Origin of the sequence: Legionella parisiensis, from assembly GCF_001467945.1 — a bacterium.
GTDB lineage: Bacteria > Pseudomonadota > Gammaproteobacteria > Legionellales > Legionellaceae > Legionella > Legionella parisiensis.
This window is the reverse complement of sequence record NZ_LNYQ01000006.1, coordinates 315,845-329,652: the sequence shown is the minus strand read 5'-3', so window position 1 is coordinate 329,652 and position 13,808 is coordinate 315,845. Positions and strand designations below refer to the sequence as shown.

The following is a 13,808-nucleotide window of genomic DNA, read 5'->3' as shown; positions in this document are numbered from 1 at the left end:
CGAAAACGCCCCCCCCCCCGCATGGTCGCAAAAAACTGGCCGCTGCTTTGGTGTATTGGCTAATTCAATAACATGATTTTGTGGCATACATTATTCTCCAAACTCAAACCATCGAAATGAAGCAAATTCATTCTGACGAATTTTAAATGCATGCGTTCTCAACGAGCTGTAACTGACCTTCGAATTAACTATCGCCTTCGGTATCAAGAATTTTTATGTCCCATATGTCACAATGAAGCAAAAGAAGATAGGGACGAGTCTAGCCCAGTAATGACAGGGGGATCCCACTTGTCCCTTTCGTCCCTATGTTTTTTTACCTAAACAAAGAAATCTATTCTCATTCCATTTTGAACGAGTTTATATTCCATATTAGCCGAACCTTTAATCCATATGGACGTATTTTTGAGGCTGAGCATGACTTTTTTGTTATCCCTCCAAATTTACTGCGATTACAGTAATCTTAAGGAATGTATAATGAATAAATATGGGGAAATCAGGAAATCAATTCTTTAAGTTATTGTTTTTACTGAATAGATTTTTCTGAAAACAAACGTTTTCTTAGCCAAAATGCAACATTGACTAAAAAGATAAGCACAGGTACTTCAACAAGAGGCCCAATGACAGTCGTAAAAGCAATAGCAGAATTAAGTCCGAAAGTCGCAATTGCTACGGCAATAGCCAATTCAAAATTATTACTGGCTGCTGTAAAAGACGCTGCGGTTGTTTTTTCATAGTTAGCACCAATGAGCTTGCCCATCGCAAAACTGATAAAGAACATTACAATAAAATAAAGCGTTAATGGAATAGCTATGCGAATTACATCTGAAGGAAGTTGTAAAACCATAGCCCCTTTCAAAGAAAACATAGCCAGAATTGTAAACAGCAGAGCAACCAGGGTAAGAGGGGAAATTTTTGGTAAAAAATAGGTTTCATACCAATCCAGTCCTTTTTGCTTTATCAATACAAGACGAGTTAGAAATCCAGCAAAAAAAGGAATCCCAAGATAAATAAAGACACTTTCTGCAATGGTCATAAAATCAATGTGAACTATTTGTCCAGCCATGCCCACCAGCGGTGGTAAGATTGTAAGAAAGAACCATGCATAAATACTAAAAAACACTAGTTGAAAAATGCTATTAAAAGCTACCAAGGCAGCAACATACTGATTATCTCCCTCAGCAAGCTGATTCCAGACAATCACCATGGCAATGCATCGCGCCAAACCAATGAGAATAAGTCCAGTCATATACTCGGGATAACCATGTAAAAATAAAGCAGCAAGCCCAAACATGAGAAATGGACCAATAAGCCAATTTTGAATTAAAGACAACACCAAGATGCCCCAATCTTTAAAAACGAGCGGTAATTCTTCATATTTTACCCGTGCCAAGGGAGGATACATCATTAAAATCAATCCCAGTGCAATGGGAATATTGGTGGAGCCAATAGATAATGAGTTGATAAATTGTGGTGTTCCAGTAGAGAGTGAGCCGATCCCAACACCTGTTGCCATGGTCAAGAAAATCCAGAAGGTTAAATACCTATCTAAAAAAGAAAGTCTCCGAGTACTGCAAGTCCTCATCACAACAACTCCTTTTCTATGCGTAGTTTCAGTGGCTAAACACTTCTTCAAATGCGCTATTAATTTGCATTTCAGAGCCGTTTAATGTAGCAGGCTCAGGAATACTCCAATGAAGTTTCTTCAGGTGTACGGGGAAAATAGGGCAACTTACTTGAGCTGCCTGGTCACAGACTGCAATTACCAAGTCAATCGAATCTGACTTAAATTCATTCCATAATTCACTACGAGGTGCTTTTGGTTTTATACCATGACTGGCAAGAGTTTCAATTGCTTTGGGATGTACGCTACCAGTCGGAACGCTACCTGCGCTAAACGCCAGATAGCGCCCATTAGAGTAATGATTGGTTATAGCTTCAGCCATAATAGACCGACAGGAACTACCAGTACAAAGAAATAATAATCTCATCGGCTTAGTATTCATCAGTCACAACATCTAGTTGTTTTTGACTTTGTATCACTGCATGGGGTTGCTGTGGTTTTTTCTGGCATAGAACAAGAACCCTCTGTTGCTTTTTTACCAGAAAAAAATTGGGCATCCTCCATTGTATGATAAGCCTCCCATGCAATTCCACTTGGATCATTGATCCAAGATTTTTCTGATTTAGCATAACAACAAGTTGTTTCACCATCGCTATGAGTTGAAATATTGGCCTCTGAAAATTGTTTTCTTAATGTCTCTAACTCATCAGCATCATCTACTTGAATACCCAAGTGCTCTACCCCATGCTTGCCAGCACGTGTCGAAATTGCAAAATTGATGCGCGGATCTTCCAACATCCATTTGGCATAATCTGATTTTACTTTTGCAGGCTCTGTTCCAAAAAGGGCATTATAGAAACTGATGCTATCAGCAAGGTTATTAACGCCAATATGAATATGAAAACGTTTCATGATTTACTCCTTGGTAGAAGGACAACAACTATTTAATTCAATAACCAGACAATTTGTTGTATCAGGTTGTTGAATTTTGACTTGTTGTTTACTACAGCAATCCTGAACCATGAACTCGATAAAATCGCGCATTAGCTCAAAATTAGCTGAATAAAAAACATAACGCCCTTTACGGCAAGAAGTTACAATCCCAGCATTAGACAAATGGCTTAAATGAAATGACAAGGTGTTGTGTAGGATGCCTAATTCATCGCCAATTACGCTTGCTGATAACCCTCCAGGCCCCGCCTGAACAAGTAATCGAAATACTTGCAAACGAGTTTCTTGCGAAAGAGTATCAAATATTTTTAGAGATTCTTTTATGTCCATACTTCTAGAATAGTGGAATAAATTAACTTGATCAAGTGATCTTGATAGGCCAATCGATAAAAATTTACGAATTCCTTGAATTATATTGCAGCTGAAAGTTCAGTTCACAGACCCCCCACGGGATTCATATAGAGACTCAGCAACAAAATAAAAGTGAGCGCGGAATCGTTTGCGTGAGATTTGTGTATTTGAGTACGACACAGTTATACTCTGTACGACATTTGGAGTGGGTCCATTGAAAATTATTGATTTAAAATCAATGAGTTAGTTCTAATGATGGGGTCTCATAATCCGTTGGTCCTAGATTCAAGCCCTGGTGAGCTCACTAGCAAATTCCTTTAAAATTTAATAAGTTACAATTGATTATCTTAACCTTCTAAAACCCATTGTGGGAATTTTGGAACTATTCGCAACATCGATTGCATTTGCTTTCTCCTCAATTAAAAAATCTTAGCCCATTAGATTTAAGTACTGATGAGCAGCGACAGGAAGCCATCGCTTGAGTAGATGTCTGTTCGGGACGTCCAAAAGAAACTCAGTGCCAAACTAAAGATCAAAGAAGGATGTTTTGTTATTTGTTTGAGGTAAATTTTCGACAGAACGACTTTATAGTTAAACAAAAAACATGTGTCACCGGTTCATTTATATGCTGAACTAAAACATTGTCAATCTGCTGCATTGGCTTACGTAACAGAGACCTGACTATTTAAAACAAACATTTTGAAACCTCTCGGGTATCAAGCCTTAATATTGAGATTCATCGTATGCTATTCCTTTTTTAATATATAATAAGTATTCATAATATCGTGCTTTAAATAACACTTTTCAATGCTTTTAAAGCCGGCTTTTTTGAACATTTCTTCTGCCAACTCTTCGCCCCATGCCGCTCCGAGACCAGCACCATTTTGGGCAAGGGATACTGTCATACAATGCATACAAGAAATTGTGTATATTAATGGTCCTAAAATATGATCAATATTATTTTCAACAAAAGAGGAGGTTTTAATATCCTGAGCTAAAAAAACACCGTTTGCCTTCAAAGCATGATAAACATTCTTTAATACAACCTCAGGATGGGCCTGATCATGAATAACATCGAAAGCCGTGATGAAATCAAATTTCTCTTCATCTTGCCATTGAGCAAGATCCTGACGTTGAAAAAAGACATTGCTAATCTTTTTTGATCCAGCCTCCATCTGGGCTTTTTCGATGGTTTCTGAACAGATGTCGTAGCCATAAAAAGTACTATTTGCAAATTTTTCTGCCATCACATTTATTGCTTTACCGTAACCACATCCGATATCCAAGGCCGTTATACCGGATTCTAACCGCTCTATCAAACCATCGACTAAAGGCAGTATACTGTCTAAAAGAGATGAAACGATAGTCTGTCCGCTTTCTTCAGACATCACTTCGTGAAAGCGATCATATGCTTCGTAGGGAACCCCCCCGCCTTCTTTAAAGGCCTGAACAATTTTATTTTCAACAAAAGCCAATACCGGGATAAATTGAGCTATCACTGCCATATTATTTGGTGAAGATTGACGTGTTAAAAAAGCAGCGTGTTCCAAAGGTAGTTTGTAAGTTGCCCTAACTTTGTCATAAATAATAATATGGCTTGTTACCAATGCATTTAACCATTCTCTAACATATCGCTCATTAAGTGATGCAGCCTTGGCTATTTCAGCTGAAGTACTAGGTGGCATGTCCCGCATAATGTCAAAAATACCGGTTCGATGCCCCAACGAAATCATCAGGGTTGATGCGGCACTGTTGAAAGTACTTAGTAAATTATCGGCAAAAGCGTCAGCCTTTTCTTGATCATAAGGTTGGTTTTCCATAACAAGACTCCCAAGGTTGGCCTATAATTTTTATTAAATTATAGAACAGACTGACCTTAAATACTTCTATAACAACAGACTATGCTGTGAGTTAGTAAAAGGCGTCATGGTCGAAAAACAGATAACATAAAACCGGCAGTTTCGTGTGAAGATGCCTAAAATCTTAATATGTTTCTATACCGTTATGGGACAGATCTTGATACGACATCATAAACTGGAGTGACGAGAGGGTTATTTAACTTAATGAATAACTGTATAAATTGGATAAGTACGGATTTTAGGAGCAGGCAAATCACTGATAAGCACTGGATAATGAGCATCTATAGTTCCTGGCGTTACTGCATCATCATAGCCAATATCAATTGTATTTTGCTCTTTGCTTTGCCAATTCCCCAAATCACTCAACTCTTACTTAGTGTAACCGTCATCTTTCTTGATAGTGTCTACCGTCACTGATTCAGACAGAATGCTGCAATTAATGTTTTGTCCGGCCTGCTTCACCTTGATGAAAAAAGTAAAATAATAGAAGCTGTATAAACTCAGCTTATCGTCACGCGTAGTTTAATAATCTCGAATTCGAATTATACTTTAAATTTAGGAGCACAACATGAAAGTTGTAATCATTGAACAATTCGGAGCTTCAAGCGTGATGAAGCTGATAGATCAGCCAACGCCCAATCCAGGTTACGACGAAGTTCTTGTCAGAGTGAAGGCTGCTTCCGTAAACCCTGTCGACATACAAACCAGAAGGGGAGACTACAACAATTTGATTGCATTACCAGCCAGGCTCGGAGTTGATTGTGCAGGTATCATTGAGAAAGTTGGAAAAGGGGTCCATGGTTTTCAGATCGGAGATGAGGTGTTCTATGTCACGAGGCTACTCGAAAACGAGGGTAGTTATGCAACGCATCATGTCGAGAAAGCAGCCATAGTCGCAAAAAAACCTGAAACGATTTCTTTTGAACAAGCTGCTACGTTACCGTTATCTGCTGGTACCGCATGGGAGTGTTTGATTGAGAGGGGGCGCCTAAAGTCGGGTGATAAAGTTCTCATTCATGGTGGAGCAGGAGGCGTCGGTGTTTATGCAATCCAGATTGCAAAGTTTTTCGGAGCTCATGTTGTAACTACATCTAGCCTACATAACAAAGATTTTGTAGAAATGCTAGGAGCTGATGTGAGTTATGATTATCGCAGAGAGTCGCTGTATGAAGACCTTCGTCAAAACTATCCCTCTGGTTTTGATATTATCCTGGATACAGTGGGTCAAAAAACAATAGAAAATAGTCTTTCATTACTGGAAACCTCAGGAAGGTTAGTGTCAATTGTCGATATGTCTGAACCTCAAAACTTAATTAGTGGCTGGCTGGTGAATGCAGAGATCCATTTTGTTTTTACAACTCAATCCGCGAAAAGGCTTGCTGATATTGCAAAAGTGGTCGATGCGGGCGGTATAAAGCCGATTATTGAACGGGTTATGAAGTTAAGTGAAATAGTGTTAGCTCATGATCTGATTGAGACTGGAAACAGAAAAGGTAAGATTGCAATCTCAATAGATTAGTGCGTGTGTGTGGATCTATCCACAGTGCAATGGCGCCATTTAAGGGCCACCACTGTAACGACTAGAAAAATAGTGTCTGCTGTAATGAAGTCGTGGAATAACTGGGAGGCTTTATCTCAATACTTTAAATATCCCGAAAAGCTTAATATTTATGCTCAACAAACTACAATCAACTCCCAATTCAGTATAATTAGACTAAAATACCCCATCGCGAGATCGTCGTATTTGTACGGCATCGTATAACGCATTACGCATTTGCAGGAAAAATTTATAATAAAATGCGCAAATGCATTTTCACTCATTGGACTTTGGGGAATAATACCATAATCCGCTTCGCTCCTTACAACTGCACAATAGCTTATAATATTTGCTGGGTCACAATGACCCAGCCTACTTGTTAAGCAAACTCAGATTTTCCTGAAACTTCTGATTTAGGATACTTTGGACGGACTTTCACATGCCAGAGTGGCAGCATCATAAAAAATGGAATCAAACAGCAAATAAACAATGTCAGGAAGAAATTATCCCAGCCGTAATTTTTGATAATTGCACCCAAAGGAGCCCCTGCGAGAACAGCCCCTAAACAATACGCAAAAAATCCGGCAAAACCAGTTGCAGTCGCCGCTGCTTTTTTATGCGATAACTCCGCACACGCCATGCCGATCATCATTTGGGGTCCAAAGATAAAAAAGCCAAAGAAAAAAAGAAACAAAGAATCGAGAAATGGTGTATATCCTCTGGTCAACGTAAATAGCGACAAGGTGGCAAATACACCTGCAGTAAAAAGCACATTGATTGGATTGCGTTTCCCTTGAAATATTTTATCAGACAGCCAGCCGGCCGTTAGACTTCCAAAAAAACCACCAACCTCAAACCATATGACACAACTACCAGCTGTGATTAAGGAATAATCCTTTACTTCCGTTAAGTACATCATGCTCCAATCATTAATAGCTGTTCGGACAATGTAAATAAACAAATAAGAGATAGACAGTATCCAAATATGTGGGTTGCTTAACACATAATTCCAAAGAATTTCTTTGACTGAGAGTTCTGTTTTTTCTTGGTGGTGATTTGCTGTACCGGAAAAATCTTTCTTATATTGCTCTATAGCAGGTAAACCAAGCGACTGCGGTGTATCTCTCAATCGATTGATCAAGAAAATACCTCCTAAAATGCAGATGGCCCCAGGCACAAACATGGCTGAACGCCAGCCGAAATATTGCGCGCACATAGCAACAATCAATGGAATTAATGCCCCACCAACGTTATGCGATGTATTCCAAATGCTCCACCAACGACCACGTTCTGATTGAGAATACCAATGCGTTAATAATTTAGTACATCCTGGCCATCCCCAACCTTGAAACCAACCATTTAATCCCCAAAAAACAGCAAATAACCACCAGGTGGAAGACAAACCAAACAAAATATTAAAAATACCTGTCAAAATTAGCCCAATCGCCATTAAATAACGAGGATTTGACTTATCGCCAAGAATTCCACTCAAAAATTTGCTGATGCCATAACTTAAGCTCAAAATGCTGGCAATCATTCCCAGCTCAGTTTTGGTCATCCCTAAGGTGCTTTGTAATGCAGGCATCGCGAAGGTAAAACTTTTTCGCGTAAAATAAAACAAAACATAGCCTACATACATTGCATAAAAGGTGCGAATACGCCAATAACGATATTGCCGTTCCACAATAGTTTTATCCTGAATTTCATTAAGATAAGGAGCAGGTTTTAGAAAAGTCAAAAATGGCATGATTGTCCATTATCATGAAAAAATACGATTAGAATGTAACTCGGAAAGTATGTCAATTCTTTCTAATGAAAATAATAGCAGTATCATGCCATTAATTATTATTTAAAAATTTAAATGGAATTCTTGTGAAATTATAAATAAGCTACACAATTTGCATTAAAAAGGGATTTGCCGTAATGAAAGAAATAGTTAGTTTATTAGAGCAAGAAGAAATTGACTTTGGCGCTTATAAACGCCCTGAAGTCATAATGGTTTTAAAAAGAAAATTCCGTACTCAAAAAGATTGGATGATTGCTTCTTTCAACCAATATCAATTTACTGAAAAAGAATCGCAAAAAGTCCAACAAGCCATTCTCAATGGGGATCTTCGAATATCAGATCTTCTAATACGTCCGTTTTCCCACTATTTTTGGAGTTTTCTAACCTTTAAGTGGGGAGAGATACTTTCGGGTGGAAAAAGATTAGCCAAGCAAGAGGTCTTACAGATTGCTAACTACTCTTGTAAAGGCCAGGAATTTACAAGAACCCCCTCTCAAAATAGAAATAGGCTACTAAAAGGAGTGCCCTTAGTCATTGGCAAAGTGGTTACCTCCATGGCGCTTTGCATGGTATTTTGCCTGGGATTATTAAGTACTTTAGGAGCCCCTTTTGGTATTAGCCTGGCCTTAGCGATAGTACTTTCCTGTTGTAACGGAATAGTGTGTTTATTAAGCCGTGGGCAAGCCATGCTTGATAGCGCGGGCTTTCAACCTAGCAAGCAAAAAACGTTTAAGACCCTTGAAGAAAATATAAAAGAAAAAACGATACTCGATAAAGGTCAGAAATTATTTTTTGGTATAGTGACGTTGTTGGCATGTATTTCTGCTGGCATTTCTGGATATGCAGGTCTCGTAGGACTTCTCACTTTTTTGGGGGCAGGTCTGCTCGCCTCTAACCCTCTGGTTTTGGCTGTTACGATTGGGTTATCTTTGGTTGCAGCTATCTCTTTTTATTCGTTTCAAGCTGTAGGCATACGTGAGAATTATACAAAATTTAAAAATCTTTTTATTGATGATTATAAAAAACCCTATGGCCTTTTGCGATGTGTCTTGTTAGGAGTCGTAAGTACGATCTTTTTAGCTGTTTATGCGACACTCACTTGGTTTACTACAGTATCAGGGGTTAATAAGTTTTTTAATGCCATAGGTGCAACTCCTGATACCCTTTTAGCACATTTTATTGCCATGATATGTACTTCGACAACCATGGTGGTTAATACTTTTTCACAAGTATATAAAGTATTTAACCCGAAAACGTATATCGATCTAAAAGAAAAATTTGAATCAATATATGAACCACCTGAAGAAAACCAAACAAAAGCACAAAAAATAAAGCATGGAGCCATCAATATGCTCAAATTATTTGCTTTGATAGGCGATTCTCTTGCTTATTCTGTTGCCGGTGGAATCCGAAGCGGAATTCATGTTGGTGAAACGCTGGGAGAAGCTATAGGGGAAAAACTTGCATTAACCATTACCATGGCAATATTGTCTCCAGTCGTTTTAGTATTCGTCTCGATAGCTTTTACTTGGCCTACCATTTTTAATAAAAAAAAATCGACTCAATATCCTTCTGAGATGGAAAAGCCATTGATAGAAAAAATAAGTCAAATCCATAGTCCAGATACATACCAAAGAAATACTCTATTACCTATATCAGAAAAATTTCCCATGCCTACTAACTCTAATATCAGGCAAGGTGGACTAAGATTTTTTGATACGGGGTTGAGTGAAGAGGATATTATTAAGCCCAACTCTAGCCCTACTCTGGAGGAAAGAACAGTTTTGACATCGTCCTAGCCATAAATGATGTGTTGGAGGCAAGCAAGACGCTGTTCTGGCATTGGAGTCGAGGCTCATTAAAGTCGTCACACTTGCGTATTCCTCTATTACCAAGGGTTTGTTAGGATAAGAAATGACTCTGTTTTTTTATTTAGGGATAGCTTATGATATTTAATAACTTATTGATTGCCAGTGATTTCTCAAAACATGCCGATTGGGCTTTACAACGAGCAATTAATTTAGCAAAGTCAAACCAGGCACAGATCCATTTCCTCCATGTTATAACAACACCATTAAGTGATATTGCACAGTTTTCAGATACTGAATTACAAGCCCATTTTTTGTCTGAAAAAAAAGAGATCGAAGGACAGATATTAAAGAAATTAACAGACACACGTACACTCATTGCCAAAACAAAAGTAGTATTTGGTAAAGCTGCCAATGAGATTGTTCGATATGCTGATGAAAACCATTGTGAATTGATAGTTGCGGGCGCGCATGGCCGTTATTATATTAATGAGTACGTTTTAGGTACTACTTCCGGATCAATTATTAGCCAAAGCCATGTTCCCGTGTTGCTGGTAAAAAAAGAGCCTGATTTTACTTACAAACGGATAGTAATAGCAACAGACCTTTCAGAAACGAGTAGAGAAACGGTACAATTTACATTTAAATCTTTTCCCCATGCAACTTTCCAGTTGTTACATATCATTGATATTCATCATAAACAATTTTTCAACCCAGCCGACTTAATTGAAGAATTTGTGGACATCGATATGCCTAAAACAAAAGGTATTTTAGAAAAAATGGATGATTTCCTTAAGCAATGTCATGTCGATAAAAGCAGGTTTGATAAAAAAATTATTGGCGGTTACTATGCTGATTGCATTATTAGGCAAGCACAAAAATGGAACGCTGATTTGTTGGCATTTGGCACGCAGAGTAAATCAAGATTGCATTACTTACTTATGGGAAGTGTTGCGAAAAGGATTCTCCATCTTAGTACTGTGGATATGCTTGCTGTTCCTCCAAAGCTTCCACCAAAAGGCTGATCTAGGTCACAATAATTCATGATTTTCCGTATCGACTTAAAGCATATTCTCCCATACTTTTGGCTATTTCTCCTTCGGCAAAAAACACTTTGCCTGAAATCTCTTTCCGTAATAACGCCGCTTCTTCTTCATCATGTGTGCGGACAACAATCTCTATTCCTGGATTAAGTTCAAGTGCATAGTGAATCATCTTTCTTACGTGTACGGTATCCGCTATGACAATCATGAGCATACTGGCATGAGCAATATGGCTTTGAATAAGAACGGCCGGTTCAGATGCATCGCCGTAAACAGCAGTAAAGCCAGAGGCTCGCAGATTTTCGATTAATTCTCTGTTTTCCTCAATCACAACGTATGGAATGTTTTGTTCAGAAAGCAAATGGGCGACGCGTTTCCCTACACGCCCATAGCCTACTAATACCACTTGCCCTGCAAGATTCTCCTTTTGTGTGGACATAGGTAATTCAGCTAAAGAGTCATGGGCACGTTCTAAAAAACGGAGCAATCGAGGGTAAGATGTGATCCAGGCATGAACAGGATTTATTAATTTAAATACAAGAGGGTTAATCGCTATGGATATGAGTGCACCGGCGAGAATAAAACTTTGGCCTTCTTCAGGAAGCATCCCCAATCGCACCCCTAGCTCAGCAAGAATGAATGAGAACTCACCAATTTGCGCTAGACTTGCTGACACAATTAATGCGGACTTTAGTGGATAGCGAAATGCAAGAACTAATATAAATGCTGCAATTGACTTACCAATAACAATAATACTCACCACAGTTAAAATTTGTAAAGGTTGCTCAACCAAAACAGAGGGATTAAACAGCATGCCAACTGAAACAAAAAACAACACCGCAAACGCATCTCTAAGCGGTAGAGACTCTTCAGCAGCACGGTGACTGAATGAAGATTCGCGCATAATCATACCTGCAAAAAAAGCGCCCAGAGCAAATGAAACGCCAAATAATTTAGAAGCTACGTAAGCTATACTAATCGCGGCAGTAATCACACATAAAGTAAACAATTCGCGTGAACCGGTACGAGCAACAAGCCAGAGTAACTTGGGAAAGTATCGTCGCCCGACTAAGAGCATGAATGCAATGAACGTTGATACCTTAAGAAGTGTTAAACCAAAAATAAACCATAGAGGATCGTTGTGAACGCCAACAGATGAGCTGTAACCCTGCCAGTGTGAAAGCGCTGGAAGCAACACCAACACAACAACCATAGCTAAATCTTCGACCAAAAGCCAGCCTATAGCAATGTGTCCATTAATCGACTCAAGAGCTCTTCGTTCTTCAAGTGCTTTCAATAATACAACGGTACTGGCTACGGATAGAGAAAGTCCAAAAATTAGAGCACTGCCGTAACTCCAGCCCCAAAGAAATGCGACCGCACATCCAAGTATTGTTGCCACAACAATTTGTACTATTGCTCCTGGGATAGCAATTTTTCGGACTCGCATTAAATCCGCTAATGAAAAATGTAGCCCGACTCCAAACATCAGCAGCATGACCCCTATTTCTGCCAGTTCCTGGGCGATACTAATATCGGCCATCAATCCAGGGGTATATGGTCCAATAACAACACCTGCCAATAAATAACCGACTAATGGAGGAATCTTAAGGCGCGCAGCGATTAAGCCTAAGATTAATGCTAGAGCAAATCCCATGGCGATGGTGGTGATTAGGGGAAGGGAATGATGCAATTGGATAATCCTTTTCTTTTGTTTTTTCCTTATTCACTACGTGCTCATGAAAATAGACTAAAATTAACTAAAGATGAGTTTACTCTAAAAATCAATTAAATAAAAATAAAGGTAAATTTGACTTACTTATGGAGGAAAAAAAAGATGAAGCAATTTCACAATATTCTATTTGTAAGTAACGGAATTGATGATGAAATAGATGCTTTACAACATGCCATAAGACTGGCAGTGGATAATAAGGCGAATCTTGATATTGTGATAGTGCTCCCTCCCTTTCCTCATAGTCTTGATGAATATAAAAGCTCTTATGAGATGTTTCTTATAGAAAAAATGAACCAAACCCTTAAATCAGCGATAACACCCTTATCTCTTCATAAGAAAGAATCATCAATAAAAATAGAAATTGAATGTGGAAATGCACCAGATATTCGTATTATTCAACGCGTCCTTCGTCATCCATACGATCTTGTAGTGAAAGCCGCAGAACAAATTAATAGTAATAACAAAGGTTTTAGGGCATTAGATATGGCCCTCTTACGCCAATGCCCCTGCACTTTATTTCTCCACCGTCCGATAAATCCTGATGAAACTATTCATATCGCTGTAGCTATCGACCCCAGAGATGAAGAAATTTCAGGCCATGATCTTGCTATTAACCTTTTAAAGTTATCCTATTCTCTTTCAATTCATTATGAGTCTAAATTAAGTGTTATTACTTGCTGGGAGTTTGTATTGGAAGACTATCTGCGCCGTAGTGTTCTAATTAATGCCCCTTCCTCAGAAGTAGATGAAATGGTCATGAAAGAGAGTCGGTTACATTATAGTGCATTAAGTGCACTGATTCAGGAATCTGGCATAAAAGAGCAACCAAACATATATCACCTGAAAGGTCGTCCTGCTGAACTTATCCCTTTATGCATTAAAGAAAATAAAATTGACATTTTGGTTATGGGTACCGTAGCACGAACAGGGATATCTGGCTTTTTCATTGGTAATACAGCCGAAAATATTCTGCAAAAAATCAATTGCTCGCTTTGGGCACTAAAACCACAGGGTTTTGTATCGCCTGTTAGAGCCTATTAAACGTAAAAAGAAGAATTTCTTTTATTTAAAGCCAGGGGCACTCTCTCGTAGCATTGATTAATCGAACCCCTGTTTCTGGCATGCAGATAACACCATCACCAACGTCTATTGTTACTAGTTTTCCATAACTCAGCAA

Annotated in this window: 12 protein-coding genes and 1 pseudogene; 5 read left to right on the top strand and 8 right to left on the bottom strand. The window is 38.6% G+C overall.

Going from position 1 to position 13,808, the window contains the following annotated elements:
* Positions 1-523 precede the first annotated feature (523 nt).
* Genes arsB through Lpar_RS02565 form a run of 4 tightly spaced genes read right to left on the bottom strand, consistent with a single transcriptional unit; the run spans position 524 to position 2,842 of the window.
* A complete protein-coding gene (gene arsB / locus Lpar_RS02580) occupies positions 524-1,582 on the bottom strand; it encodes an ACR3 family arsenite efflux transporter (protein WP_058516431.1) in 1,059 nt (352 codons plus the stop codon).
* Positions 1,583-1,610: 28 nt separating this feature from the next.
* Positions 1,611-1,988, bottom strand: coding sequence for an arsenate reductase ArsC (locus Lpar_RS02575; RefSeq protein WP_237759332.1), 378 nt, complete (start codon positions 1,986-1,988; stop codon positions 1,611-1,613).
* A 14-nt stretch (positions 1,989-2,002) separates the two neighbouring features.
* Positions 2,003-2,473 carry an ArsI/CadI family heavy metal resistance metalloenzyme gene (locus Lpar_RS02570; RefSeq protein WP_058516430.1) on the bottom strand — a complete coding sequence of 157 codons (471 nt, stop codon included), beginning with the start codon at positions 2,471-2,473 and terminating at the stop codon, positions 2,003-2,005.
* Positions 2,474-2,476: 3 nt separating this feature from the next.
* Entirely contained in the window at positions 2,477-2,842 is a 366-nt protein-coding gene (locus Lpar_RS02565) for an ArsR/SmtB family transcription factor (protein WP_058516429.1), read from the bottom strand.
* A 386-nt stretch (positions 2,843-3,228) separates the two neighbouring features.
* On the opposite strand from Lpar_RS02565, the pseudogene Lpar_RS18410 reads away from it, so the two are divergent.
* Positions 3,229-3,418: pseudogene (locus Lpar_RS18410) on the top strand (type II toxin-antitoxin system HipA family toxin); the annotation flags it as partial.
* 191 nt (positions 3,419-3,609) lie between these two features.
* Here the strand turns inward: Lpar_RS18410 and Lpar_RS02560 are convergent.
* Positions 3,610-4,683, bottom strand: a complete 1,074-nt coding sequence (locus Lpar_RS02560) for a class I SAM-dependent methyltransferase (protein ID WP_058516428.1) — start codon at positions 4,681-4,683, stop codon at positions 3,610-3,612.
* A 240-nt stretch (positions 4,684-4,923) separates the two neighbouring features.
* A complete protein-coding gene (locus tag Lpar_RS18405) occupies positions 4,924-5,079 on the bottom strand; it encodes a hypothetical protein (protein ID WP_237759331.1) in 156 nt (51 codons plus the stop codon).
* Between the two features lie 211 nt (positions 5,080-5,290).
* On the opposite strand from Lpar_RS18405, the gene Lpar_RS02555 reads away from it, so the two are divergent.
* Positions 5,291-6,241: a zinc-binding dehydrogenase gene (locus Lpar_RS02555; protein WP_058516427.1), complete on the top strand. Its 951-nt coding sequence runs from the start codon at positions 5,291-5,293 to the stop codon at positions 6,239-6,241.
* 397 nt (positions 6,242-6,638) lie between these two features.
* Here Lpar_RS02555 and pgtP read toward each other — a convergent pair whose 3' ends face one another.
* Entirely contained in the window at positions 6,639-8,006 is a 1,368-nt protein-coding gene (pgtP, locus tag Lpar_RS02550; RefSeq protein WP_058516426.1) for an MFS transporter, read from the bottom strand.
* Between the two features lie 176 nt (positions 8,007-8,182).
* On the opposite strand from pgtP, the gene Lpar_RS02545 reads away from it, so the two are divergent.
* Positions 8,183-9,844: a hypothetical protein gene (locus Lpar_RS02545; protein WP_058516425.1), complete on the top strand. Its 1,662-nt coding sequence runs from the start codon at positions 8,183-8,185 to the stop codon at positions 9,842-9,844.
* 146 nt (positions 9,845-9,990) lie between these two features.
* The gene (locus Lpar_RS02540) at positions 9,991-10,878 is read left to right on the top strand and encodes a universal stress protein (RefSeq protein WP_058516424.1); all 888 of its coding nucleotides are present in this window, start codon (positions 9,991-9,993) and stop codon (positions 10,876-10,878) included.
* 16 nt (positions 10,879-10,894) lie between these two features.
* Here the strand turns inward: Lpar_RS02540 and Lpar_RS02535 are convergent, their stop codons facing one another.
* A complete protein-coding gene (locus Lpar_RS02535; protein ID WP_058516423.1) occupies positions 10,895-12,589 on the bottom strand; it encodes a cation:proton antiporter domain-containing protein in 1,695 nt (564 codons plus the stop codon).
* A gap of 144 nt (positions 12,590-12,733) precedes the next feature.
* Here Lpar_RS02535 and Lpar_RS02530 point away from each other — a divergent pair, with 144 nt between their 5' ends.
* Positions 12,734-13,672 (top strand): universal stress protein, encoded by a 939-nt coding sequence (locus Lpar_RS02530; protein ID WP_058516422.1) that lies wholly within the window; start codon positions 12,734-12,736, stop codon positions 13,670-13,672.
* The last annotated feature ends 136 nt before the right edge of the window (positions 13,673-13,808 follow it).

Coding starts and splice junctions, on each gene's coding strand:
- Lpar_RS02540 (WP_058516424.1), top strand. CDS start 9,991: ATGATATTTAATAACTTATTGATTGCCAGTGATTTCTCAAAACATGCC.
- Lpar_RS02545 (WP_058516425.1), top strand. CDS start 8,183: ATGAAAGAAATAGTTAGTTTATTAGAGCAAGAAGAAATTGACTTTGGC.
- arsB (WP_058516431.1), bottom strand. CDS start 1,582: ATGAGGACTTGCAGTACTCGGAGACTTTCTTTTTTAGATAGGTATTTA.
- Lpar_RS02560 (WP_058516428.1), bottom strand. CDS start 4,683: ATGGAAAACCAACCTTATGATCAAGAAAAGGCTGACGCTTTTGCCGAT.
- Lpar_RS02555 (WP_058516427.1), top strand. CDS start 5,291: ATGAAAGTTGTAATCATTGAACAATTCGGAGCTTCAAGCGTGATGAAG.
- Lpar_RS02570 (WP_058516430.1), bottom strand. CDS start 2,473: ATGAAACGTTTTCATATTCATATTGGCGTTAATAACCTTGCTGATAGC.
- Lpar_RS02565 (WP_058516429.1), bottom strand. CDS start 2,842: ATGGACATAAAAGAATCTCTAAAAATATTTGATACTCTTTCGCAAGAA.
- Lpar_RS02575 (WP_237759332.1), bottom strand. CDS start 1,988: ATGAGATTATTATTTCTTTGTACTGGTAGTTCCTGTCGGTCTATTATG.
- Lpar_RS02530 (WP_058516422.1), top strand. CDS start 12,734: ATGAAGCAATTTCACAATATTCTATTTGTAAGTAACGGAATTGATGAT.
- pgtP (WP_058516426.1), bottom strand. CDS start 8,006: ATGCCATTTTTGACTTTTCTAAAACCTGCTCCTTATCTTAATGAAATT.